22 protein-coding genes, 1 tRNA gene and 1 pseudogene are annotated in these 22,762 nt (G+C 60.8%); 11 read left to right on the top strand and 13 right to left on the bottom strand.

All coding sequences use genetic code 11. The annotated features are described in order from the left end of the window. Positions 1-84 precede the first annotated feature (84 nt). The 5 genes from ccmE to AAFO90_RS03145 all read right to left on the bottom strand — a co-directional run bounded on the left by ccmE (position 85) and on the right by AAFO90_RS03145 (position 7,139). Positions 85-528, bottom strand: coding sequence for a cytochrome c maturation protein CcmE (gene ccmE, locus AAFO90_RS03165; protein ID WP_065270195.1), 444 nt, complete (start codon positions 526-528; stop codon positions 85-87). A 36-nt stretch (positions 529-564) separates the two neighbouring features. Then, on the bottom strand, positions 565-1,593 hold the full coding sequence (gene argC, locus AAFO90_RS03160; RefSeq protein WP_347508477.1) for an N-acetyl-gamma-glutamyl-phosphate reductase: 1,029 nt from the start codon (positions 1,591-1,593) through the stop codon (positions 565-567). 132 nt (positions 1,594-1,725) lie between these two features. Beyond that, positions 1,726-2,535, bottom strand: a complete 810-nt coding sequence (gene murI, locus AAFO90_RS03155; protein ID WP_274839197.1) for a glutamate racemase — start codon at positions 2,533-2,535, stop codon at positions 1,726-1,728. A gap of 24 nt (positions 2,536-2,559) precedes the next feature. Next, positions 2,560-3,492, bottom strand: a complete 933-nt coding sequence (locus AAFO90_RS03150) for a lysophospholipid acyltransferase family protein (protein ID WP_347508542.1) — start codon at positions 3,490-3,492, stop codon at positions 2,560-2,562. A gap of 221 nt (positions 3,493-3,713) precedes the next feature. Continuing rightward, complete coding sequence (locus AAFO90_RS03145) at positions 3,714-7,139, bottom strand: indolepyruvate ferredoxin oxidoreductase family protein (RefSeq protein WP_347508476.1); 3,426 nt, start codon at positions 7,137-7,139, stop codon at positions 3,714-3,716. Positions 7,140-7,317: 178 nt separating this feature from the next. Between AAFO90_RS03145 and AAFO90_RS03140 the strand changes: the two genes are divergently transcribed. The 5 genes from AAFO90_RS03140 (at position 7,318) to grxD (ending at position 12,080) form a co-directional block, all read left to right on the top strand. Further along, positions 7,318-8,223, top strand: a complete 906-nt coding sequence (locus tag AAFO90_RS03140; RefSeq protein ID WP_065273448.1) for a LysR family transcriptional regulator — start codon at positions 7,318-7,320, stop codon at positions 8,221-8,223. A gap of 521 nt (positions 8,224-8,744) precedes the next feature. Next, positions 8,745-10,910 carry a phosphoribosylformylglycinamidine synthase subunit PurL gene (purL, locus tag AAFO90_RS03135; RefSeq protein WP_347508475.1) on the top strand — a complete coding sequence of 722 codons (2,166 nt, stop codon included), beginning with the start codon at positions 8,745-8,747 and terminating at the stop codon, positions 10,908-10,910. 224 nt (positions 10,911-11,134) lie between these two features. Further along, positions 11,135-11,371, top strand: a complete 237-nt coding sequence (locus AAFO90_RS03130) for a BolA/IbaG family iron-sulfur metabolism protein (protein ID WP_065270190.1) — start codon at positions 11,135-11,137, stop codon at positions 11,369-11,371. 5 nt (positions 11,372-11,376) lie between these two features. Further along, a complete protein-coding gene (locus AAFO90_RS03125) occupies positions 11,377-11,607 on the top strand; it encodes a hypothetical protein (RefSeq protein WP_065270189.1) in 231 nt (76 codons plus the stop codon). A 110-nt stretch (positions 11,608-11,717) separates the two neighbouring features. Then, on the top strand, positions 11,718-12,080 hold the full coding sequence (gene grxD, locus AAFO90_RS03120; RefSeq protein ID WP_274828054.1) for a Grx4 family monothiol glutaredoxin: 363 nt from the start codon (positions 11,718-11,720) through the stop codon (positions 12,078-12,080). Between the two features lie 132 nt (positions 12,081-12,212). On the opposite strand, the gene AAFO90_RS03115 is transcribed toward grxD, so the two are convergent. Together AAFO90_RS03115 and AAFO90_RS03110 are read right to left on the bottom strand one after the other, a co-directional pair. After that, positions 12,213-12,614: a cell division protein ZapA gene (locus tag AAFO90_RS03115; RefSeq protein WP_065270187.1), complete on the bottom strand. Its 402-nt coding sequence runs from the start codon at positions 12,612-12,614 to the stop codon at positions 12,213-12,215. After that, on the bottom strand, positions 12,614-13,411 hold the full coding sequence (locus AAFO90_RS03110) for a colicin transporter (RefSeq protein WP_347508474.1): 798 nt from the start codon (positions 13,409-13,411) through the stop codon (positions 12,614-12,616). The genes AAFO90_RS03115 and AAFO90_RS03110 overlap by 1 nt, the downstream gene beginning before the upstream one ends. A 279-nt stretch (positions 13,412-13,690) precedes the next feature. Here AAFO90_RS03110 and tkt point away from each other — a divergent pair, with 279 nt between their 5' ends. After that, positions 13,691-15,712, top strand: coding sequence for a transketolase (gene tkt / locus AAFO90_RS03105; protein ID WP_347508473.1), 2,022 nt, complete (start codon positions 13,691-13,693; stop codon positions 15,710-15,712). 186 nt (positions 15,713-15,898) lie between these two features. Here the strand turns inward: tkt and AAFO90_RS03100 are convergent. Continuing rightward, positions 15,899-15,984, bottom strand: a tRNA-Leu gene (locus AAFO90_RS03100). 159 nt (positions 15,985-16,143) lie between these two features. Between AAFO90_RS03100 and AAFO90_RS03095 the strand changes: the two genes are divergently transcribed. Both AAFO90_RS03095 and AAFO90_RS03090 read left to right on the top strand, forming a co-directional pair. Next, complete coding sequence (locus tag AAFO90_RS03095) at positions 16,144-16,722, top strand: YqaA family protein (RefSeq protein ID WP_065270184.1); 579 nt, start codon at positions 16,144-16,146, stop codon at positions 16,720-16,722. Further along, positions 16,719-17,183, top strand: coding sequence for a disulfide bond formation protein B (locus AAFO90_RS03090; RefSeq protein ID WP_347508472.1), 465 nt, complete (start codon positions 16,719-16,721; stop codon positions 17,181-17,183). Before AAFO90_RS03095 ends, AAFO90_RS03090 begins: the two co-directional genes overlap by 4 nt. Positions 17,184-17,226: 43 nt before the next feature. On the opposite strand, the gene AAFO90_RS03085 is transcribed toward AAFO90_RS03090, so the two are convergent. Then, a complete protein-coding gene (locus AAFO90_RS03085) occupies positions 17,227-17,652 on the bottom strand; it encodes an Lrp/AsnC family transcriptional regulator (RefSeq protein ID WP_065273447.1) in 426 nt (141 codons plus the stop codon). Between the two features lie 116 nt (positions 17,653-17,768). Here AAFO90_RS03085 and rocF point away from each other — a divergent pair, with 116 nt between their 5' ends. Then, complete coding sequence (rocF, locus tag AAFO90_RS03080; protein WP_347508471.1) at positions 17,769-18,695, top strand: arginase; 927 nt, start codon at positions 17,769-17,771, stop codon at positions 18,693-18,695. Next, positions 18,692-19,756, top strand: coding sequence for an ornithine cyclodeaminase (locus AAFO90_RS03075; protein ID WP_347508470.1), 1,065 nt, complete (start codon positions 18,692-18,694; stop codon positions 19,754-19,756). Before rocF ends, AAFO90_RS03075 begins: the two co-directional genes overlap by 4 nt. 7 nt (positions 19,757-19,763) lie before the next feature. Here AAFO90_RS03075 and AAFO90_RS03070 read toward each other — a convergent pair whose 3' ends face one another. Continuing rightward, the gene (locus AAFO90_RS03070) at positions 19,764-20,348 is read right to left on the bottom strand and encodes an HNH endonuclease (protein WP_065270180.1); all 585 of its coding nucleotides are present in this window, start codon (positions 20,346-20,348) and stop codon (positions 19,764-19,766) included. 216 nt (positions 20,349-20,564) lie between these two features. On the opposite strand from AAFO90_RS03070, the gene AAFO90_RS03065 reads away from it, so the two are divergent. Then, positions 20,565-21,254, top strand: coding sequence for an rRNA large subunit pseudouridine synthase E (locus AAFO90_RS03065; protein WP_347508541.1), 690 nt, complete (start codon positions 20,565-20,567; stop codon positions 21,252-21,254). A 27-nt stretch (positions 21,255-21,281) separates the two neighbouring features. Here the strand turns inward: AAFO90_RS03065 and AAFO90_RS03060 are convergent, their stop codons facing one another. The 3 genes and pseudogenes from AAFO90_RS03060 to AAFO90_RS03050 form a co-directional block, all read right to left on the bottom strand. Next, positions 21,282-21,947 carry an alpha/beta fold hydrolase gene (locus AAFO90_RS03060; RefSeq protein ID WP_065270179.1) on the bottom strand — a complete coding sequence of 222 codons (666 nt, stop codon included), beginning with the start codon at positions 21,945-21,947 and terminating at the stop codon, positions 21,282-21,284. Further along, positions 21,944-22,618, bottom strand: a complete 675-nt coding sequence (locus tag AAFO90_RS03055) for a DNA-3-methyladenine glycosylase 2 family protein (RefSeq protein ID WP_347508469.1) — start codon at positions 22,616-22,618, stop codon at positions 21,944-21,946. The genes AAFO90_RS03060 and AAFO90_RS03055 overlap by 4 nt, the downstream gene beginning before the upstream one ends. 36 nt (positions 22,619-22,654) lie before the next feature. After that, positions 22,655-22,762, bottom strand: a pseudogene (locus tag AAFO90_RS03050) (IS5/IS1182 family transposase); the annotation flags it as partial.

The raw sequence follows: 22,762 nt of genomic DNA, 5'->3' as shown, positions 1-22,762 counted from the left end.
TGCGCCATGCGCAGGATCTGCTGAAACAAAACGGGGGCCAAGGCCCCCGTTTTCATTTAGTGCTGTTTGGGAATGTTCCGAACCTCAGGCGTCCGGCTCCTGATAGACACCCTGTTCTTTCAGCGCGTCCACGACTTCCTTGGGCATGTAGGTCTCGTCATGTTTCGCCAGAATTTCAGAGGCTTCGAACACACCGTTGACGTAACGGCCTGTGCCGACCATGCCTTGATTTTCCTCGAACAGGTCCGGCAGCACACCCGCGTAGGTCACCGGCACGGTTGCGCCGCCATCAGTCACAGAAAAGCGAACGGTTTCGCCCTGACCGCGCACGAGACTGCCATCTTCGACCAGACCGCCAATACGGAAAACCTCTGTCGGCACCGGCGGCTCGGCCATCACCTGACTAGGCGAACGGAAGTAGTTGATCCCGTCCCGCATCGCATAGCCGATCAAAGCCGTCGACACGATCAAGGCAACTGTCGCCAATGCGATCACCTGAATGCGGCGCTGCTTTTTGAGGTTTTTCATATCGTTACCGTCCTGTGCTCGTCCGGGTCTGGCGCCCTAGGGGAACAGCGGCGCCATCATCAGACCCGCAGTTTCGTCTTCACCTAACATCAGGTTGGCGTTCTGCAAGGCCTGGCCGCTGCTACCTTTTGTCAGGTTATCCAGCGCCGCAATTACGATGGTGCGCCCCTCGATCCGGTCTGCGGTCACGCCGATATGGCAGAAGTTGGAGCCGCGCACGTGGTGGGTACTGGGCGCAGTGCCAAAGGGCAGAACCTCGATAAAGGGTTCATCGGCATAGGCAGAAACGAATGCCGCGTGGATCGCCTCGGCGTCGCCTTTGACATAGGTCGTCGCCAGAATACCCCGGTTGGCGGGAACCAGATGCGGGGTGAACTGCACCTTGACCGGACGCCCGGCCAGTTTCGAGAATTCCTGGTCGAATTCACCCAGATGCCGGTGCGTGCCACCGATGGCATAGGCATTGTAGCCTTCGCTCAGTTCCGCATGCAGAAGGTTTTCCTTCAGCGCCCGGCCCGCACCAGAGACCGCGCATTTGAGGTCCAGGATGATTTCATCCAGATCAATCAGGCCCGAGGTGATCAGCGGCCGCAGCGCGAACTGCCCGGTGGCCGCGTTACAGCCAGTGCCGGCCACCAGACGCGCGCCCCGGATCTCATCCCGGTAGAATTCGGTAAGGCCGTAAACCGCCTCTTCCTGCTGCTCCAGCGCAGCATGGGGGTTGCCGTACCATTTCTCGTATTCCGCCGGATCGCGCAGCCGGAAATCCGCCGACAGATCGACGATCTTCAGATCCTTCGGCAGGGCTGCGATCACTTCCTGGCTGGTTTTATGCGGCAGGGCGCAGAAACACAGGTCGATCTGTGAAAAGTCGATCTCTCCGATCTTGCACAGGGTCGGCAGGTCCAGATGGCGCAGGTGCGGGAACACCTCGGCCATGGACAGCCCCGCCTTACGCTCAGCGGCAAGCGCCGCGATTTCAATGCTGGGGTGCTGGGAAATCAGCCGCACCAGTTCCGCGCCAGTGTAACCGCTGGCGCCAAGGATAGCCACTTTGTGGGTCATGTCAGACCTCGTCTTTTGAATTTAGGTGATTTGTACCGCAGCAACAGGCGGTGAGAATAGGGAAAACTGCCGCAGCCGACAGGCGATCCGCCCAAAAGGACGACAGAAAGCCGTCCCCGTGGAAGCGCCGGATCAGGCTGCTTCAAAGGTGATTTGTCGTCGCAAGAACTGGGTCGCATGGGTGCTGACCCGCGCCGGATCGCCAGTGGTGTAGAACCCTGCCTTGCCGGTGCCGTACATATCCGGGTGCCGCTCAAGGTAATCAGCCAGACTGTCGGCGACCAGATCGCCCTGGCTGAACACTTTGACCTGTGGGCCAAGCGCCTCCTGAAAGGTCTTTTCCATCAACGGATAATGGGTGCAGCCCAAGATAGCAGCCTCGGGATGCGGCATCTTGCGCAAGAGCGCATCCACATGGCTGCGCACCAGCGCCTCAGCCAGGATCATGTCGCCTTCCTCGATGGCGTCGACAACACCGCCACAGGCCTGCGCTTCCACATCGACACCAATGGCGCGAAAGGCCAGTTCCCGCTGAAACGCCCGGCTGGATACGGTCGCGGGCGTTGCGAACAGCGCCACATGCTTCACCGCAACCTCGCGCGGCGGCGAATTATCGCCCCACTGGCGCTCGGTCAGTGCTTCGATCAGCGGTACAAAGACGCCAAGCACGCGCTTGCCCTTGGGCAGACCGCCCTCCTGCATGCGCCGCAGCGCCGCCGCCGAGGCAGTGTTACAGGCCAGGATCACCAGATCGCAGCCCTTGTCCCACATGTCTTCCACGGCGGCCTTGGTCAACTGATAGACATCCTCGGCATCGCGCACGCCATAGGGGGCGTGAGCACTGTCGCCGTAATAGATAAGGTCAACCTCCGGCAGACGCCGCTGCACAGCGTCGAGCACGGTCAGACCGCCCAGACCAGAATCAAAAATGCCTACTGCCATGTTCTTCTTTCGCGGATGCCACGTTCAGGCGCGATGTTTCTCTTCAAACTCGAACCCGCGCAAGCCCGGATCGAGAGGAGTCGGAGACAGCTCATACGTCGCTTTGCGCAGGAAATCCATCATTCCTTTGGCATCCCCGGTCAAAGGGTCAAGTTTGTCGCGCCCGATCGCCTCCCCGATCACCACCCGCACCGTTGTATCGACCCGCTTGTGGAACTCCTTAATCAAGAGTCCCATGCGCAACGTAGCGTGCAGATGGCTGGCGATCTGAAACAAGCGCGAAGTGTGGCCGTCAAAATAGACCGGCACCACAACCGCATCGGATTTGGCAATCATCCGCGCGGTAAAGCTGCGCCAGCCCGGATCCATCGGCCGGGCAAAGGGCGTTGCTCCCGTGGAAACCGTGCCGCCCGGAAAGATCCCGATGGCGCCGCCCTGCCCCAGATAGCTGAGCGCCGTTTTGCGGGTCTCAAGGTTTGTGCGCAGCGCCTCCTTGGTTTCGGCAAAATCAATCGGCAGGATGACGCGGTTCAGATCTTCCGCCTTGCCGAACACCTGATGCGCCAGAATACGAAAATCCCCGCGCGTTTCGGCAAGGATGTGCCCCATCATCAGCCCATCAAGGATCCCGTAAGGATGATTGGCGATCAGAACGACCGGCTTGTCGCGCGGGATATTGGACAGCGCGCCGCCGATGATCTCCAGCGACAGACCATAGCGTTCGGCGATGACGCTCCAGAAACTGCGCCCACCCGCGACTTCCTGTTCATACCCCCGAGCGCGCCGGATCAGCTTCAGACGGCCCGTGGTATTCTCCATCATTCGGATCACCAGACGCCCCGAACGGGTCTGCGCCGAATGCGCGTAAGAGATCTCCCGCGCGATCTGGCGCGCGCTGGACCGGATTTTTCCAGGACGGGATTTTCTTGATTGGGTATTGCCGGACAGTTGCTGCATCTCGGACATGGGCTGGGTCTTTCTGGACGGAATCACCAAGGTGACCGGTTAGGCATAACAGCATCTCAGATCCCCGTAACAGACTCATGACCGGTCTACGGCAGGATCCCGCGCCCTGCCCCAGAACGCAGCAGCGCCGCGCAGATGCGCGGCGCCGGGCCCAACGGGCAAGAGGCAGCCGTCCGGCTGTCATCTGCCGGGCGGGAGAACACCCCTGCGGCTTATTCGGCCGCTTTCTTCATCGGAGCACCGCCCTGACGCAGAACCGCCAGCAGTTCTTCGCGTCGTTTCGCCGCCTTCTGCTCGCTTTCCATCTTCACCGGACCAAAGCCACGGATCTGCAGCGGCAGTTCGGCCAGAGCGACCAGCGGGTCCATGATCTCAGGCGAGGCTTTAGCCAGCCATTCCTTCATGTCGCGCTCGTATTGCTTGATCAGCGCCCGTTCCATCTTGCGCTCGGCGGTATAGCCAAAGATATCGAGCGGCGTGCCGCGCAGACCTTTGAACTTCGCCAGCAGCTTCAGACCGCGCTCCATGCTTGGGCCGAAACGGCGCTTTTTCGGGCGTCCGTTGGCGTCGACCCCGCCCAGGATCGGCGGCGCCAGATTGTAAGAGATCTTCAGATCACCCTCAAACTGCGCCTCGGCCTTTTCGCGGCTGCTCAACAACAGACGCGCCACCTCGTATTCGTCCTTATAGGCCAGCAGCTTGTGATAGCCCTTGGCGACGGCTTCCTTCAGGCGTGCATCGTCGATGCCATCCAGCATCTTCATATAGCGTTTGGCCAGCCCCTTGCCCTGATAGGCGGTCAGATGATCCTGCCGATAGGCGATCTTTTCATCCAGCGTCTTGGGCAGCTCCACTACGTTGGCGGGTTTGATGAGCTTGGCGACCTCTTCGGGGTGCAGCACCGCCCAGCGACCGATTTCAAAGGCACGCAGGTTCTTTTCCACCGCAGCGCCGTTCAGCTCGATCGCCTGGGTGATTGCCTCAAGGCTGACCGGGATCAGACCGCGTTGGAAAGCCCCGCCAAAGACCATCATGTTGGAGAAGATCGAATCCCCCATTGTGGCCTGCGCAAGCTGCGATGCGTCGAACATATCGAGCCGCTCGCGCAGGCGTGCCTCCAGCGCCACCTCAAGCCGGTCAGTGGGGAGCTGGAAGTTGGTGTCGCGAGTGAAATCGCCGGTGATGATCTCGTGGCTGTTCACCACACCGCCGGTCTGGCCGGTGCGCATCAACCCGATGGTCTTGGCGCCCGCACTTACCACCAGATCGCCACCGATCAGCGCGTGCGCCTCGCCAGTAGCGACGCGGATGGCGCTGATGTCGTCAGGCGTTTCGGCAATACGGCAGTGGATATGCACTGCGCCGCCCTTTTGCGCGAGACCGGCCATCTCCATCATGCCGGCACCTTTGCCGTCGATCTGTGCTGCCTGCGCCAGCACCGCGCCGATGGTCACAACGCCAGTCCCACCAACGCCGGTGATCACCACGTTATGGGTGCCTTCGATCTTGGGCAGGTCGGGCATCGGCAGATCGGGCAGTTTCAACTCGGCCGTGGCTTCCTTGCGGATCTTGGCGCCTTCGATGGTCAGGAAGGAGGGGCAGAAGCCGTTGAGGCAGGAGAAGTCCTTGTTACAGGAGGACTGATCAATCGCCCGCTTGCGGCCCAGTTCGGTTTCCTTGGGTACGATAGAGACACAGTTGGATTGCACCCCGCAATCGCCGCATCCTTCGCAAACGTCCGAGTTGATGAACACGCGCTGATCGGGATCGGGGAACAGGCCCCGCTTGCGACGGCGGCGTTTCTCGGCGGCGCAGGTCTGGACATAGATGATGGCAGAAACGCCTTCGACCTCTTCCATCTGCTTTTGCACGTTCATCAGCTCGGCCCGCTCATAGGTGGGAACCCCGGCTGGGAACTGCTTGAAATCGATCTCTTCTTTCTCGTCATAAACGATGGCGAGATGCTCCACCCCCATCGCCTTCAACTCATGCGCGATGCGATAAGCGCTGAGACCACCTTCGTTACCCTGACCGCCAGTCATGGCCACCGCATCGTTATAGAGGATCTTGTAGGTAATATTGGTGCCTTCGGCCAGCGCAGCACGGATCGCCTGCACACCGGAGTGGTTATAGGTGCCATCGCCAAGGTTCTGGAACACATGCTTGCGCTTGGAGAACGGCGCCTCGCCGATCCAGTTGGCGCCTTCGCCGCCCATATGGGTAAAGCCCATGGTCTCGCGGTCCATCCATTGCACCATGAAGTGACAGCCGATCCCGGCATAGGCACGGCTGCCCTCAGGGATCTTGGTCGAAGAATTGTGCGGACAACCCGAGCAGAAGTAAGGCAGGCGCGCGGCGATTTCTTCGGCGTTGTCGGCGCGGCGCGCCTCGTCCAGGCTGGCCAGCCCGGCGCGGATTGCTTCGGTGTCGCGGCCCTCTTCGATCAGAATCTCGCCCAGCTTCTCGGCGATCATGATGGGGTCGAGCGCATAGCGCGTCGGGAAGAGTTCCGGCCCGTGCATGGAGCCCGCTCCGCCGCCCTTGTGCCAGCCGTAAACCCGGCGACCACGGCGGTCGTCAAAGATCGCCTCCTTGATCTGCACCTCGATCAGCTTGCGCTTTTCCTCGACCACGACGATCAGATCCAGACCTTCGGCCCAATCGTGGAAGCCCTTCATGTCCAGCGGCCAGACCTGACCGACCTTGTATGTGGTGATGCCCAGACGTTCGGCCATGGCCTCGTCGATATTCAACAGAGACATGGCATGGACCAGATCCAGCCAGTTCTTGCCCGCGGCCACGAAACCGATCTTGGCACCGGGTTTGCCCCAGATGCGTTTGTCCATCTTGTTGGCGTGGCTGAATGCCTCGGCAGCAAAGCGTTTCTGGTCGATGATCCGGTCTTCCTGCTGGAAACGATCATCCACCAGGCGGATATTCAGCCCATCCGGCGGCATGGTAAAATCGGGGGTAACCAGTTTCACCCGGTCCGGGCTTGCATCCACGACCGAAGTTACCTCGATGGTGTCCTTCATCGTCTTGAGGCCGACCCAGAGACCGGAAAACCGGCTGAGCGCGTAGCCATAAAGCCCGAAATCCAGGATTTCTTGCACACCAGCGGGGCTGAGGATCGGGAGGTAGGCATCCATCAGCGCCCATTCGGACTGGTGCAGCACGGTGGAGCTTTCGCCGGTGTGGTCGTCGCCCATCGCCACCAGCACGCCGCCGTTTTTGGAGCTGCCTGCCATATTGGCGTGGCGGAAGGCATCGCCGGCGCGGTCAACGCCCGGCCCCTTGCCATACCAAAGGCCGAATACGCCGTCGAATTTGCCTTCACCACGGATTTCGGCCTGTTGCGCGCCCCATAGGGCGGTGACGGCCAGATCCTCGTTCAAACCGTACTGAAAGGTGACATCGGCCTCTTTCAGCTGCTTTTCGGCCCGGCTCATCTGCATGTCGACAGCGCCAAGCGGCGATCCGCGATAGCCGGTAACAAGCCCAGCAGTGTTGAGACCGGCTGCCGTGTCCCGCGCCTTCTGCATCAGCATCAGGCGCACAAGCGCCTGCGTGCCGTTCAGCATGACGGGCGATTTGCTCAGATCATATTTGTCATTCAACGAGATCTTTTGCGTGCTCATCCGGTCCTCCCAACCACAACTGGCTTGCAATAATTTCCATCGATATTAGGTCACAAATACTGACCTGTATACCCACTGTTGTCAATATCCCCCTCCGGAAGCGTGCTTCTGCATTCGGAAATTGATCCAAGTGTCAGGTTTCATATAGGCTGATATGGGCACAACGAAAGTAACGGATATGGACTGGGACAAGCTTAGAATTTTTCACGCCGTGGCAGATGTCGGCAGCCTGACCCACGCCGGGGACAAGCTTAACCTGTCGCAATCCGCGGTCAGCCGCCAGATTCGTGCGCTTGAGGAAAGCCTGAACGCGACGTTATTTCACCGTCACGCGCGCGGGCTGATCCTGACCGAACAGGGCGAGCTGCTGTTCGACGCGACCAAATCCATGTCCAAACGGCTCGAAGCGGCTTCGGCCCGGATCCGCGACAGCGAGGACGAAGTGTTCGGCGAATTACGCGTCACCACGACATTCGGATTTGGCACCCTGTGGCTGGCACCCAGGCTGACGAAACTCTTTGAGCAATATCCCAATCTGAAAATCGACCTGATGCTGGAAGAGCGGGTTCTGGACTTGCCCATGCGCGAAGCCGACGTTGCGATCCGGATGAAAGAGCCGAGCCAGGCGGACCTGGTGCGCAAGCGACTGATGACGGTTCAGATGCGACTTTATGCGTCTCGCGCATATCTGGACCGCAACGGCACGCCGCAGACCGCCGAAGATATCAAGAACCACCGTCTGATCTGCCAGAACCAGAATTCGGCCCAGGTCGGTTCTGCCGCTGTGCTGGTCCAGAAGCTGATCACCCACGGTCCGGGCTCGATGCTGTCGGTCAACAACTACTTCGGGGTCCTGCAGGGCGTGCTTCACGATCTGGGAATCGGCATCCTGCCTGACTATGTCACCGAGGATTTCCCCGATCTGGTACAGGTTCTGCCGCATGAGGACACCAGTGGTGTGCCTGTCTACCTGGCCTATCCGGAAGAATTGCGTCACTCGCAGCGGGTGTCAGCTTTCCGTGATTTCGTGCAAACCGAGATCATGGCGCACCGCAAACATATGAAAGAGATGGGGAAACTCTGACCTTAGGTCAGCAGGCGTTAAGCTATGCATAACATGCATACCAGAAATGACGCAATTTGACACGGAAAATTCTTGAAGCAGAGAAGCTCTATCCCTAAATGACCCTCATGAAGACGGCGCCAAGGCGCACTTCATACCTCCCTGTTGGACTTCGGCCGAGCTTAGTGCTCGGCCTTTTTTTTGGCCATTTGGTCCAGCTCCTGAGGCTTTCAATCAGGTCTCAAGCCGCTCGGAAGCGCCGGACACATTCAACGTCTCGCATCCACACCGCCAGCTGCAACCCTTTCCCCGGTGATCATTGCCCAGTTTTCTGACATGCTCGGATAATGACGGCATTTTCCGGCCCCCAATGACGGTCTGCACATTTTTCAGGCAATTCGAGCATGGCACCCCTCCTCAAGCCGGACCTTCTCGCAGCGACGAAACGCCCTGCCTTCAATGATACATACGCTTTGCCCTTCCCCCGTGCGCTTCCTTGCCCTAAAAGGCGCGCAACCGCAGCCACTGGGGATACGACACGGATGCAGGAACCAGCAATCACGCCCGAACTGATTGAAAACCACGGACTGAACTCCGAGGAATATCAACTGATCCTGGAAATCATCGGACGGGAACCCACCTTTACCGAGCTGGGCATCTTCTCGGCGATGTGGAACGAGCACTGCTCTTACAAGTCGTCCAAGAAATGGCTCCGCACCCTGCCCACCGAGGGGCCCCAGGTCATCTGCGGTCCGGGTGAAAATGCCGGTATCGTCGATATCGGCGATGGCGATGCGGTGGTCTTCAAGATGGAAAGCCACAACCACCCCTCTTACATCGAACCCTATCAGGGCGCGGCAACCGGGGTTGGCGGCATCCTGCGGGACGTCTTTACCATGGGCGCGCGGCCAATCGCCTCGATGAACTCGCTGTCCTTTGGTGAGCCGTCCCACCCCAAGACCCGGCAACTGGTCAACGGTGTGGTCGAAGGCATCGGCGGCTACGGCAACTGTTTCGGTGTGCCCTGCGCAGGCGGCGAGGTTCGATTCCACTCTGCCTATAACGGCAACTGTTTGGTGAATGCATTCGCTGCGGGCCTCGCAAAGACCGACAGCATCTTCTACTCCGCCGCATCCGGTGTCGGCATGCCGGTGGTGTATCTGGGCGCCAAGACCGGACGTGACGGCGTCGGCGGCGCCACCATGGCCTCAGCCGAATTCGACGACACCATCGAGGAAAAACGCCCCACCGTTCAGGTTGGCGACCCCTTCACCGAAAAACGCCTGATGGAAGCAACGCTGGAGCTGATGCAGACCGGCGCGGTGATCTCGATCCAGGACATGGGCGCAGCTGGTCTCACTTGTTCGGCGGTGGAAATGGGCGACAAGGGTGAGCTTGGCATCAAGCTGAACCTCGAAGACGTCCCCCAACGCGAAGAAGGCATGACTGCCTATGAAATGATGCTATCGGAATCCCAGGAGCGGATGCTGATGGTGCTGAAGCCCGAGAAAGAGGCCGAAGCCAAGGCAGTGTTCGAAAAATGGGACCTCGATTTTGCCATCGTCGGCGAAACAATCGCCGAGGACCGTTTCCTGATCCAGCACAACAACGTGGTGATGGCCGACCTGCCTCTGTCGAAACTGGCGTCCTCTGCGCCTGAATACGACCGTCCCTGGGTCGAAACGCCCGCCGCAGAACCGCTGACAGATGCGGATGTGCCCACCATTGATCCCATCGACGGGCTGAAGGCGCTGATCACCTCGCCCAACTATGCGGGCAAACAGTGGGTCTATGAACAATACGACACCACCGTGATGGGCGACACCGCCCGCCGCCCCGGTGCAGGCTCCGGCATCGTCCGGGTGCATGGCACCGGAAAACAGCTGGCCTTCACCAGCGACGTGACCCCGCGCTACGTCAAGGCGAACCCCTTTGAGGGCGGCAAACAGGCGGTGGCCGAGGCTTATCGTAACCTCTCCGCCGTGGGCGCCCTGCCCCTGGCGACGACCGACAACCTCAACTTCGGCAACCCGGAGAAGCCCGAGATCATGGGCCAGTTCGTCGGCGCCATCAAAGGCATCGGCGAAGCGGTCGCGGCGCTCAACATGCCCATCGTGTCGGGCAACGTCTCGCTTTATAACGAGACCGACGGACAGGGCATCCTGCCCACCCCGACCATCGGTGCCGTGGGTCTGATCGCCGAGGGCGAAGAGGCGATCACCGGTGAAGTGCGCGAAGGCCATATCGCCCTGCTGATCGGTGAAACCACTGGCCACCTGGGTCAGTCGGCCCTTCTGGCGGAAGTCTTCAACCGCGAGGACGGAGATGCGCCGACGGTGGATCTGGAAGCGGAAAAGCGTAACGGCGAATTCATCCGCGCCAACCGCGAGCTGATCAAGGCCTGCACCGATCTGGCGGATGGCGGTCTGGCGCTGGCGGCCTTTGAACTGGCCGAGGGCACTGGCGTTGGCGTCCAGATCGATGCCGGTGACACCCCGACCCTGTTTGGCGAAGATCAGGCCCGTTATCTGGTCGCCTGCAACTTTGATCAAGCCGAAGGTCTGATGCTGGCAGCCGGTCAGGCCGGTGTCAGCGTCACCACCGTGGGCCGTTTCACCGGTGACACGGTAAAAATCGGTGGCAGCGAAGCGCCGCTGGAAGAGCTGTCGCAGATTTTCCGCAGCAGCTTTGCCGAGGCCGTCGCCTGATATCAAACACAAAAGGGCGCCCTCCCGCGCCCGCAGGTGCCCTTGCCTATGGCAAGCCCCCCTTTACGGCCTTGGGCCCGGCAGCGCGCATCGCGCGCTGCCGGGCCCAACTCGCACGGTCTGATTTTCAATCAGGTCTTGCGCGGCGGGAGCATCTCCCTGCTTGAACTGCCTCTCCGTCGGGCCTACATTTTTAGCGAACAGAACCACGAGGATCCCACGCAATGCCCATGCAGGCCCATGAAATCGAAGAGCTTCTGCGCGCATCCTTTCCCGATGCCCAAATCCAGGTCGGTGGCACCGACGGCGTCCATATGTCCGCGATGGTCGTCGATGAAAGCTTTCGCGGCAAGAACCGTGTGCAGCAGCAGCGCGCCGTTTACGCGGCCCTCAAAGGCAAAATGGACGGCGCCAATGGAGAGTTGCACGCCCTTGCCCTGACCACCAAGGCGCCCGAGTAGCACACATGTCGCTGTTCATGTCCTTTCTGGTGGTCGGCGTTATTGTGATGACGGCAGTTGTTGCCGTCATCGGTCAACGACGCGCACCAACGGAAGAGGACGACAGCGACCCGGACTATCACACGCTGCGCTCGGACTATCAGTCCGGCATGGGCGGCGGATCTGTCAGGACCTGGAAGGTCCCCAAGGACCCGCAGGAATATGCCCGCCTCTTTGTTCCCAAAGACAAGAGCTGAGCGCGCAGAGCCTCACACATCCGTTCCCCGGCCCGGATTGGAATTCTCCACATTATTCCCTATATCTCGGGCAGCAGAACAACGGCACATCCGCCAGAAGGAAACGCAACATGAGCGACGCAAAAACCCGCATCGACGAAACCGTCAAATCCAACGACGTGGTGCTTTACATGAAAGGCACCAAGGACATGCCGCAGTGCGGCTTCTCTTCCCGCGTGGCCGGTGTTCTGAACTACATCGGCGTTGACTATACCGACGTCAACGTGCTGGCCGACGAAGAGATCCGCGCCGGAATCAAGGATTACTCGGACTGGCCGACCATTCCGCAGCTTTATGTCAAAGGCGAATTCGTCGGCGGCTGCGACATCATCACCGAAATGACCCTCTCCGGTGAACTCGACGGCATGTTCGAACAGAACGGCGTCAGCTTTGACAAGGCCGCAGCAGATAAGATCCGCGAAGCCAACGGTTAAGCCGCACGACCAGACAACATCAAAAAGGCCTGTCCGCAGCACGCGTGACAGGCCTTTTTTACGTTTCGGATTCGCACATTCGGCGAGCGACATCGAAAACCGATCGCCCCCGACAGCGCAGCGCCCCGCCGTCTATTGCGCGGCAGAGGCTTTTTCTTCGATCTCCTGCGCCATGGCTTCGGCGCGGGCGGCCAGTTCGGCCAGGGTTTCAGCCACCTGAGGGGGCACGACAGGCACTTCAATCCGCTCCGGCTCCGGCGCGGGCTGTGCCTTCAGCGCGGCCAGTTCCGCCTCGCGCTCAGCCAGGACCGCCTCGACTTCCTTGATGCGGTCCTCGACCGCTGCGGTCTTGTCCGCCAGCATCAGCCCCGCCATCAGCAGCATGCGCGCTTCGGGCATACGGCCAATCTGGTCCGACAGCACCTGCGCCTCATCATCCAGCATCTTGGCCGCAGAATGCAGATAACTCTCCTCGCCTTCCTGGCAGGAGACCTCGAAACCGCGGCCGCCAATATGAATGGTCACTTCGGGCATCAAATTTCCTCTCCTTCGGGCAGGTTGGGCGCTGCCGCCAGCAGCGGTTCAAGCCGGGCCAGAACCGCGCTCACCTGCGCCTTGTCACTCGCCTGTGCGGCGCGCAGACCGTCGATCTCTGCTGCCATCGCCGCATTGATCAGCCCTGCATCGCCCAGGCCTTCGGCATTGGCTTCGCGCAGGGCAGCGTTGGATGTACGGAGCTGTTCGTTGGCCAGGCGCAATTGCTGCAATTCCGTGTCCAGTCGCTGCAGCACCTCCTCGTCAGTGCCGCCGTTTTCACCATCCGCAGTTTCGGAAGCGGACGTTTCCTGAACGGATCCGGCTTCAGACAGCTGAGCTGTGAGTTCCGCATTGGCGGCCTCGAGCTGTTCAATCCGGTCCTCAAGGCTTTCTTTCTCGGTGGCCGCCGAATTGGCTGCGCCTTCCATTTGCGCCTTCAGCCGCGCCACTTCCTGTTTCAAGGCTTCGGCCTGCGGGGCATTTGCAGCCTCATTCCGCAATAGCTCGAGCTCGGCCTGCATTGCAGCGATATCACCCGAGGCATCTGCCGTAGACGCCGCCGGTGCCTGCTCTTCCAGCTCTTTCAATCGCCCGCGCAGGACCTTGACCCGTTCGGTCAACTGGGCATTGGCGACCCGTTCTTCGTCCAGCGCCTGTTCCAGCGCGCTGGTATCGGCCGCCGCAACGGCCTTGGCCTCGGCCGAGCTGCGCGCTTGTTCAAGTGCGCCGACTCCCGTCCCGATCCGGTCCATTGCGGCCAGGATTCGGCCCTGCAAGTCTTCAATCTGCTTCATGCCTGTCCCTCACCCGTCCATCTCGCTGGCGCGATCTTCGCGCTGCCTCCTGCCGTGCCGGTTTGCACCTCTGCTTTGCACCGCTGTGCGAATCGCACATGCCTGCCGATCATACGCGCAGCTTCACCCTTGCAGGAGTAAAACACCGCCTCTTTGCTTTCAAGCACTTGCAAGCGGTCCTTCGCGTTCGAAACACAGAAACGCCTGCCAACGCTTGATCTTTGCCCCATCACTGGTATTCAGCGGCTCATCAGCCTGCCAACCTAAAGGAACAGTTCAGTGGATCTGACAGCCCTGCGCACCGCAAATCCCGAGCATTGGAACAAGGCCGCCGCCATTCGCGCCCTGACCCTTGATGCCGTCGCTGCCGCAAACTCCGGCCACTCCGGCATGCCGATCGGCATGGCCGATGTGGCCACCGTCCTGTTTGAAAAGCACTTAAAATTCGACGTAAAGGCCCCCAAATGGGCCGACCGTGACCGGTTCATCCTGTCGGCAGGCCACGGCTCCATGCTGATCTATTCGCTTCTCTATCTCATGGGCGATGAGCAGGTAACGCTGGATCAAATCAAGAACTTCCGTCAGATGGGCGCGCTGACCGCGGGCCATCCGGAAAACTTCCTGATCGATGCGGTGGAAACCACCACTGGTCCGCTGGGTCAGGGCATCGCCAACGCCGTCGGCTTTGCCATGGCCGAGGAAATGCAGCGCGCCCATTACGGCAAGAAGGTCGTCGATCACAACACCTATGTAATCGCAGGCGACGGCTGCCTGATGGAGGGCATCAGCCAGGAGGCCATCGGCATTGCCGGTCGTCAGAAACTGGGCAAGCTGATCGTGCTGTGGGACAACAACAACATCACCATCGACGGCTCGGTTGAACTCTCTGACCGCACCAACCAGATCCAGCGCTTCAAGGCCTCCGGCTGGCACGTGCAGGAAATCGATGGTCACGATCCCGAAGCCATCGACGCGGCCATCACCGCCGCGAAGAAGGCGCAGAAACCCTCGATGATCGCCTGCAAGACGCATATCGCCCTTGGCCACGCCGCGCAGGACACCTCCAAGGGTCACGGCGCGCTGACCGATGCCGAGCAGCTGAAAGCCGCCAAAGAGGCCTATGGCGCACCGCTCGGCGCCTTTGAGGTCCCCGCCGACGTCAAAGCCCAGTGGGAAGCCATCGGCACCCGTGGCACCGCTGACCGCGCGGCCTGGGAGGCGCGCTTTGCCGAGCTGTCCAAGCAGAAACAGGAGCGGTTCAACCGCGCCTACGCACTGGAAGCGCCGAAAAAGCTCTCTGCTGCCATCAAGGCCCTGAAAAAGCAGATCAGCGAAGAGCAGCCTAAGGTCGCCACCCGCAAATCCAGCGAAATGGCACTGGCGGTGATCAACCCCTTGATGCCGGAAACCGTGGGCGGCTCGGCTGACCTTACCGGCTCCAACAACACCAAGACCGGCGATCTCGGCGTCTTTGACACCGACAACCGCAAGGGCCGCTACGTCTATTGGGGTATCCGTGAGCACGGCATGGCCGCTGCGATGAATGGCATGACCCTGCACGGCGGCATGCGCCCTTACGGCGGTACCTTCTTCTGCTTCACCGACTACGCGCGTCCCTCGATGCGTCTGGCCGCGCTGATGAAGATCCCGACCGTCTTTGTCATGACCCATGATTCCATCGGTGTTGGCGAAGATGGCCCGACCCACCAGCCGGTCGAACATCTGGCGATCTGCCGCGCAACTCCGAACACCTATGTGTTCCGCCCCGCCGATACGGTGGAGGCTGCAGAAGCATGGGAAATCGCGGTTACCGCCAAGGAAACGCCGTCGGTCATGGTGCTGACGCGTCAAAACCTGCCCACCCTGCGCACCGAGCACAAGCTGAGCAACCTCACCGAAAAGGGCGCCTATGTCCTGGCCGAGGCTGAAGGCAAGCGTCAGGTAATCCTGATCGCCACCGGTTCTGAGGTTTCGCTGGCGATGGAAGCCAAGGCCAAGCTGGAAGCCGAAGGTATCGGCACCCGCGTCGTCTCCATGCCCTGCATGGAGCTCTTCGCTCAGCAAGACGAAGCCTACCGCCGCAAGGTCCTGCCCGCAGGCCCCGTGCGTGTTGGTATCGAGGCCGCCGTGCGCGCCGGTGGCTGGGACCGCTGGCTGTTGGGCGAGCGTGGCCAGGAGAAGAAAGCCGCATTCGTGGGCATGGACCGGTTCGGCGCCTCCGCGCCGGCAGATGAGCTGTTCGAGAAATTCGGCATCACCGCAGAGGCCACCGTTGCAAAGGCAAAAGAGCTGCTTGGTTGATCTGCGGACCATCCGATCAATGAGACCAGAGGCGCCCCAACTGGGCGCCTCTTTTCATTTCCGACCCGTGAAGTGTGAAGCAAGAACAGACGTCAAGCTGTTGAGGCCAGGTCACAATATCGAAAGCACCGGATAACCCCGATGTGGCAACACTTGCGAATTCATAAATTTGGATGGGGTTGAGGCTGGTACCCAAGGCCGGACTCGAACCGGCACGCCCGTTAAGGCGGGGGATTTTGAATCCCCTGCGTCTACCATTCCGCCACTTGGGCCTCGGGGCTGTTGTTACCCAAGGCCGCAGATGAGGTCCAGAGCCAAACGTGGCCCCATGGCATAAATCTGTGCAAACGCCTCTCAGTCCCCGCCCGGATGTTGACCTCGCCGCGCCTGCGTGCAACCTCGGCGCAGCTGAGGTTAAGGGCGGGTAGTTGATGTTACGCAGGCTATACGATCGCACGATGGCGCTGGCGGACCATCCCCGCGCGCTGTGGTGGCTGGCCATCGTCTCCTTCGCCGAAAGCTCGGTCTTTCCGATCCCGCCCGACGTGCTGATGATCCCGATGATTCTGGCGCGCCCCTCGCGGGCCTGGCTGATTGCCCTGGTGGCGCTGGTCTCATCGGTTCTGGGCGGACTTCTGGGCTATGCCATCGGCGCCTTCTTCTACGAAGGCATCGGTCAGCCCATCCTTGAGATGATGGGTAAGGCGGATGCCATGGAGGCCTTTAACACCCGGTTCAACGACTTTGGCTTCTGGGCGGTTCTGGGCGCCGGCATCACGCCATTCCCGTTCAAGGTGATCACCATCATGTCCGGCTGGACCGGCATGCCGCTGGTGACCTTCGTTGCAACCTCTATCCTCGCGCGATCGCTGCGGTTTTTCGCGGTTGCGGCGCTGCTGCGCCTGTTCGGCGCGCCGGTACGCGCCTTTATCGAGCGGCGGCTCGGTCTTGTTTTCACGGCCTTTGTCGTGCTTCTTTTCGGCGGCTTTCTAGTGGTGAGATACCTATGACGTTCAGAACCTTCCTGATCCTGATTGCAGCAGGCGGATCCGCTGCCCTTTTGCTGGGGGCCTTTGGCTTTCAGTACATCGGCGAGATGCCGCCGTGTAAAATGTGCTACTGGCAACGCTATCCCCACGCCGCCGCCGTTGGCATCGGGGCGCTGGCGATCCTGATCCCGGGGGCATTCTTCCCCTACCTCGGCGCGCTGGCAGCGCTTGCGACCTCAACCATCGGGGCCTATCACGCCGGTGTCGAACAGGGCTGGTGGGAAGGACCGAGCGCCTGCACCTCGGGATCGATTACCGGGCTGACACCTGATCAGTTGATGGAGCAGATCATGGCCGCGCCGATGGTACGCTGCGATGAAATCCCGTGGGAGATGTTTGGCCTGTCGATGGCGGGCTGGAACGCGGTGATTTCTGCCGGGCTGATGCTGATCTGGATTGCGGCCGCGCGGCAGCCTCGCTGAGCAGGACGAAACGGCAACGGGTGGCGCCCCCGCCCTGCCCCGCTCAGGTCTCTTTCTTGGTGGCCAGCAACAGATTGGTTTCGCTGGTCGACACCCCATCAAAGTTACGGATCTTCGCAAGCGCAGAATCGAGCGTCTCCAGCGTTTCCGTGCCGAGTTCCACGATCAGGTCCCAGCGGCCGTTTGTGGTGTGTATTGCACGCACCTCTGGCAGACCATGCAGTTGCCGCGTGATCCGGCTGGCACCGCGTCCCTCGATCCCGATCATCATCAAGCCGCGCACAGGATCCCGGAGAACGTCCTCCTTCAGGACCACCGTAAATCCCAGGATGTCACCCCGCGCCTGGAGCCGTTCGATGCGCGCCCGCACCGTAGTGCGTGACAGGTTCAGCTCCAGCGCCAGATCGGACAGGGACGCCCGTGCATTGTGGCGCAGTGCCGCGATCAGCCGTTCATCCGTTTTGTCCAAACCTACCTCCATTACGTGAAATTGCTGCGCATTATGGTCAAAATATTGACTTCAATCCACCCCGAATTGGAGTTCCTTTGAAGGCTCGACACAATCGTGATGGAGATCCTTCCCCCGTGAGCACACAGAACTGCATTCTGATCGGCGCGCCGGTAGACAGTGGAAAACGTCGCGCCGGCTGCCTGATGGGACCCGATGCCTACCGCACTGCCGGATTGTCCAAGGCCTTGACCGATCTGGGCCATCAGGTGACGGACCTTGGCACGGTGACACCCGCAGCGCACCCGCCGGACGAGGCGAACTCGCGGCTGTTCTCGCTGAACCAGACCATCGGTTGGACCAGCGCGCTCCGCGATGCTGCTGCATCCGCAATGGAGAAAGGCCTGCCAATTTTCCTTGGCGGTGATCACGCGCTGTCCCTTGGCTCGGTTATCGGTGTGGCCAATTACGCCGCCCGGCAGAACCGGCCGCAATTCGTGCTGTGGCTGGATGCCCATACCGATTTCCACACGCCGCAAACCACCGACAGTGGCAATCTGCACGGCACGCCGGTTGGCTATTTCACCGGTCGCGAAGGCTTTGACGGGTTTCCGGCTGTGAAGAACCCGGTGCCTGAGGAGAACGTCTGCATGTTCGGCCTGCGGTCTGTTGATACGCCTGAGCGGCAGGCTTTGGAAGGCAGCCGGATCCGTCGCCACGACATGCGCGACATTGACGAAAACGGTATCACCGGCCCCTTGGCCGCGTTTCTGGACCATGTGGCAGCCCAGAACGGCATGCTGCACGTGTCGCTGGATGTGGATTTCCTCGACCCCTCTGTCGCCCCGGCGGTGGGCACCACGGTGCCCGGCGGCGCCACGGTGCGCGAAGCGCATCTCATCTGCGAAATGCTGCATGATTCCGGGTTGATGACCTCGCTCGACCTTGTCGAACTCAACCCTTTCCTCGATGAACGCGGCCGCACCGCGCATCTGATGGTCGATCTCTGCGCCTCGGCCCTGGGCCGCCGCGTCTTTGACCGCCCCACACGGAGCTACCAATGACCAACCTCAATCCTTCCGCCAAAGCCATGGTGCCTTTTGTCAGCGTCGACAACATGATGCGCCTGATCCATCACACCGGCGTGGAAAACATGCTGCGCGACCTTGCGGCCTATGTCGAAGAGGACTTCCGCCGCTGGGAGCTGTTCGACAAGACCCCGCGCGTGGCAAGCCATTCTGATGTCGGCGTGATCGAACTGATGCCCACCTCGGATGGGGAGGCATACGGGTTCAAATACGTCAATGGCCACCCCAAGAACACCTCGGAGGGGCTGCAGACCGTGACCGCCTTTGGCCTCTTGGCGGATGTCTATACCGGCTATCCGGTGCTCCTGACGGAAATGACGATGCTGACGGCACTGCGCACGGCGGCGACCTCGGCCATGGTGGCGAAATACCTGGCACCAAAGGACGCTCACACCATGGCGATGATCGGCAATGGCGCCCAGTCGGAATTCCAGACCCTGGCGATGAAGGCGATCTGCGGTCTGAAATCCGTGCGCCTTTATGATCAGGATCCCAATGCCACCGAAAAATGCGCCCGTAATCTGGCGGGCTGCGGTCTTGAAGTGGTGAAATGCAAAACCCCCGAAGAGGCCATCGAAGGCGCGCAGATCCTCACCACCTGCACCGCGGACAAACAATACGCCACCATCCTCAGCGACAATATGGTCGGCCCCGGCGTACACATCAACGCCATCGGCGGTGACTGCCCCGGCAAGACGGAACTGGCGGCTGGTATCCTGTCCCGGTCGGATGTCTTTGTGGAATTCCCACCGCAAACCCGCATCGAAGGCGAGATCCAGCAGATGCCCGAGGATTTCGAAGTCACCGAAATGTGGCAGGTGATCACCGGCCAGAAGAAAGGACGCCGAGACGACCGGCAGATTACCCTGTTCGACAGCGTCGGTTTCGCCATCGAGGATTTCAGTGCCCTGCGGTATATCCGCGACCAGATCAAAGCCAGCGAATTCTTCATCGAACTCGACATGCTGGCGGACCCGGACGATCCGCGCGATCTGTTCGGCATGCTGCAACGGGCCGGAACCGCGCACCCCGCATAACTGTGGCTCAGGCCTCCAGTTCGGAATCCCAGTAAAGAAAGTCCATCCAACTGTCGTGCAGATGGTTGGGTGGAAACTTGCGCCCGATATTGCGCAGCTCCTCGGCGCCGGGGCGTTTGGGCGCCTTGCGCAAGTGCATCCCGGCCCGGTGCAGCGATTTTGACCCCTTGCGCAGGTTGCACCTTGAACAGGCCGCGACGACGTTTTCCCAGCTGGTCACGCCGCCAGCAGCGCGGGGCACCACGTGATCGAACGTGAGATCGCCCCTTGCGCCGCAGTACTGACAGCAGAATTCGTCCCGCAGAAATAAATTAAAGCGCGTGAAGGCCACGCGCTTTTGAGGTTTGACATAATCTTTGAGGACGACAACCGACGGTATTCGGATCTGCGTACTCGGGCTATGCACGACGGTGTCATATTCCGCAACGATCGCCACCCGGTCCAGCCAGGCCGCCTTGACCGCATCCTGCCACGGCCACAATGACAGCGGATAATAGGAAAGTGGCCTATAGTCCGCATTCAGTACCAAGGCCGGGTGCTGTTTCAGCGCCCCGGGGTCCCGTACAAAGTCTGTTCTGAAATCGCCGTCCATTCTAAACGTCTTCCTCGCCCTGCCTGCCCGTTACCCGACACCAGAGCGGGGAACCCGCCCCAGTCTGAGATTAACTATATATCGCGGTAGAAAGCTGGCAAGCCCCTTGCGCGCTACAACATCTCGAAGGCAGGCATAGGCCGATTCCGTGACAGGCAGGTGACGGGCCTGCTCAAGAAACTTGCGCCTTTCAAACCCGAGGCCTATTGCGGCGCCATGACCCGACTTATCCGCTTTAACAAACCCTTTGACGTTCTGCCGCAGTTCACCGACCGCAGCACCGAAGGGGCGCCCCGCAAGACGCTGAGCGATTTCATAGATTGCCCCGGCGTTTACCCTGCGGGCCGTCTGGATCGCGACAGCGAGGGGTTGATGCTGCTGACGGATAATGGCCGTCTTCAGGCCTGGATCAGCGATCCGCGCAACAAGATGGCAAAAACCTATTGGGTGCAGGTCGAAGGCACGCCTGACGAGGCCGCGCTGCAGGCCCTGCGGCAGGGGGTGGAGCTGAAAGACGGGCAGACCAAACCCGCCAAGGCGCGGCGGATTGATGAACCGGCGGGCCTCTGGGCGCGCACTCCCCCGATCCGGGTCCGCAAATCGGTGCCCGATACATGGATCGAGCTGACCATTACCGAGGGGCGCAACCGGCAGGTCCGCCGGATGACTGCTGCGGTCGGCCATCCCACATTGCGGCTGATCCGTTATGCCATTGGCGCCTGGACCCTGGATGGGCTGGCACAGGCCACATGGGAAGATCTGGAGCCGCCAAAGGTACCGGGGCGGCCCAAACCCGCGCAGCTGCCAAACCGCCGGGCGCAGGCGAGACGGGTCAAGGAAAAAGCCAAAGACACCGATCAAAAGAAAACGGGCGGCAAGCCCCGTAAGCCTCGCCGCCCGTCCTGAATTCTTCCTGTTCGGCGTCCGCGCCGGTCAGAGGCTCAGCTTGTCCCGCATGAAGGCGAGCGCGACGCTCAGCCCGTCGGGGGCAATGCCATGGCCGGTACCCTTCTGAATATGGGCAAAGACGTCCTGAAATCCGGCTTCCTGCAGGGCTTCGGCGGCTTCGGGCAGGGATTGCACCGGCACCACGTCATCCGCATCGCCATGCACCAGCAGCACCGGCATCCGGCTGACCACCTCGTCCTTGAAGGTGTCTGGGCTCAGCAGACGACCGGAAAAGGCAACGATCCCGGCCACCGGATCCTCGCGGCGCGGTGCCACGTGCAGGCTCATCATGGTGCCTTGCGAGAAGCCGAACAGCACCACCTGCTCGGGCAGTACGTCCTCATCCACCATCAGTGCGTCGAGGAAGGCATTCAGATCCTCGACGGCGGCCTGCATGCCGCGCATGCTTTCTTCTTCGGAGGACCCATCGATCCAGGGGATCGGGAACCACTGATAGCCCATCGGCGCCCCGGCGCAGTTTTCGGGCGCATCAGGCGCCACGAACAGCGTGTCCGGCAGGTGCTCGGCCAGCGGATCAGCCAGCCCCAACAGGTCGGCTCCATTGGCGCCATAGCCATGCAGAAACACCACAACCGAGCGGGTTGAGCCGGAAAGCGGCTCTTTGCGGCCAGCAGTCAATACACGAGTCATCGGATCCCTTCCCTGTCCTTCTTCACATGGTAATAGGCCCAGAGCACCCGTGCCGCAACCGCGCGCCAGGGCGACCAGTCTTCGGCCATTTTGCGCAAGGCGCGTTCCTTGGGACGTTCCGGCAGATCGAACAACAGCCGCGCGCCCTCCTGCAAGGCCAGATCGCCGGGGGCGAAGACATCCGCCCGCCCCAGCGCAAACATTGCATAGATTTCCGCAGTCCAGACCCCGATGCCGGAAACTTCGGTCAGGATCGCCACGACTTCCGCATCCGGTTTACTCCGCAAGGCATTGAAATCGATAGAGGCCTCCGCCAAAGCCCGCGCATATCGGACCTTTTGACGGCTAAGCCCGGCTGCGCGCATTTCCTCGTCGCTGGCCGCGATGATCGCATCCGGTTCGGTCAGCCCCGCATTGGACATCCGGGTCCAGATCGAGGCCGCCGAAGCAATGCTGAGCTGCTGGCCCACGATGGCATTCAACAACTCCGTAAAACCATCAGGATGGCGCCGCAGTGGCAAAGTTTCGATCTGGGCCAACGCATCGGCAAAGCGTGGGTGCTGCGCCGCCAGCCATTCGGCGCCTTCGGTAACGCATGCATCGCTGTGAATGATCCGTCCAACCCCATTATCCGTGACTACACGGCTCTCTGTATCTGTGTGTGACGCCACGTCACGTTTCCTTCATCTGTTAGGGTCTGTGGACATTCATCGTGAGGCGATGATGGCAGCCGCGAGATGCCAATTGGCGGCGTAGCTGGACGTTGTCTTTTCGTAGCGGGTCGCTATGGCTCTGAATTCCTTGATCTTTGCGAA

The sequence above is a fragment of the Phaeobacter sp. CAU 1743 genome (assembly GCF_039839315.1).
Taxonomy (GTDB): domain Bacteria; phylum Pseudomonadota; class Alphaproteobacteria; order Rhodobacterales; family Rhodobacteraceae; genus Phycobacter; species Phycobacter gallaeciensis_A.
This window is presented reverse-complemented; position numbering and strand designations above follow the sequence as displayed.

Bases quoted from the DNA above. Each gene is read 5' to 3' on its own strand.
- AAFO90_RS03075 (WP_347508470.1), top strand. From the start codon at position 18,692: ATGACCAACCTCAATCCTTCCGCCAAAGCCATGGTGCCTTTTGTCAGC.
- murI (WP_274839197.1), bottom strand. From the start codon at position 2,535: ATGGCAGTAGGCATTTTTGATTCTGGTCTGGGCGGTCTGACCGTGCTC.
- AAFO90_RS03095 (WP_065270184.1), top strand. From the start codon at position 16,144: ATGTTACGCAGGCTATACGATCGCACGATGGCGCTGGCGGACCATCCC.
- AAFO90_RS03150 (WP_347508542.1), bottom strand. From the start codon at position 3,492: ATGCAGCAACTGTCCGGCAATACCCAATCAAGAAAATCCCGTCCTGGA.
- AAFO90_RS03140 (WP_065273448.1), top strand. From the start codon at position 7,318: ATGGACTGGGACAAGCTTAGAATTTTTCACGCCGTGGCAGATGTCGGC.
- AAFO90_RS03145 (WP_347508476.1), bottom strand. From the start codon at position 7,139: ATGAGCACGCAAAAGATCTCGTTGAATGACAAATATGATCTGAGCAAA.
- grxD (WP_274828054.1), top strand. From the start codon at position 11,718: ATGAGCGACGCAAAAACCCGCATCGACGAAACCGTCAAATCCAACGAC.
- AAFO90_RS03130 (WP_065270190.1), top strand. From the start codon at position 11,135: ATGCCCATGCAGGCCCATGAAATCGAAGAGCTTCTGCGCGCATCCTTT.
- AAFO90_RS03115 (WP_065270187.1), bottom strand. From the start codon at position 12,614: ATGCCCGAAGTGACCATTCATATTGGCGGCCGCGGTTTCGAGGTCTCC.
- AAFO90_RS03125 (WP_065270189.1), top strand. From the start codon at position 11,377: ATGTCGCTGTTCATGTCCTTTCTGGTGGTCGGCGTTATTGTGATGACG.
- AAFO90_RS03090 (WP_347508472.1), top strand. From the start codon at position 16,719: ATGACGTTCAGAACCTTCCTGATCCTGATTGCAGCAGGCGGATCCGCT.
- purL (WP_347508475.1), top strand. From the start codon at position 8,745: ATGCAGGAACCAGCAATCACGCCCGAACTGATTGAAAACCACGGACTG.
- argC (WP_347508477.1), bottom strand. From the start codon at position 1,593: ATGACCCACAAAGTGGCTATCCTTGGCGCCAGCGGTTACACTGGCGCG.
- AAFO90_RS03110 (WP_347508474.1), bottom strand. From the start codon at position 13,411: ATGAAGCAGATTGAAGACTTGCAGGGCCGAATCCTGGCCGCAATGGAC.
- AAFO90_RS03065 (WP_347508541.1), top strand. From the start codon at position 20,565: ATGACCCGACTTATCCGCTTTAACAAACCCTTTGACGTTCTGCCGCAG.
- ccmE (WP_065270195.1), bottom strand. From the start codon at position 528: ATGAAAAACCTCAAAAAGCAGCGCCGCATTCAGGTGATCGCATTGGCG.
- AAFO90_RS03070 (WP_065270180.1), bottom strand. From the start codon at position 20,348: ATGGACGGCGATTTCAGAACAGACTTTGTACGGGACCCCGGGGCGCTG.
- AAFO90_RS03060 (WP_065270179.1), bottom strand. From the start codon at position 21,947: ATGACTCGTGTATTGACTGCTGGCCGCAAAGAGCCGCTTTCCGGCTCA.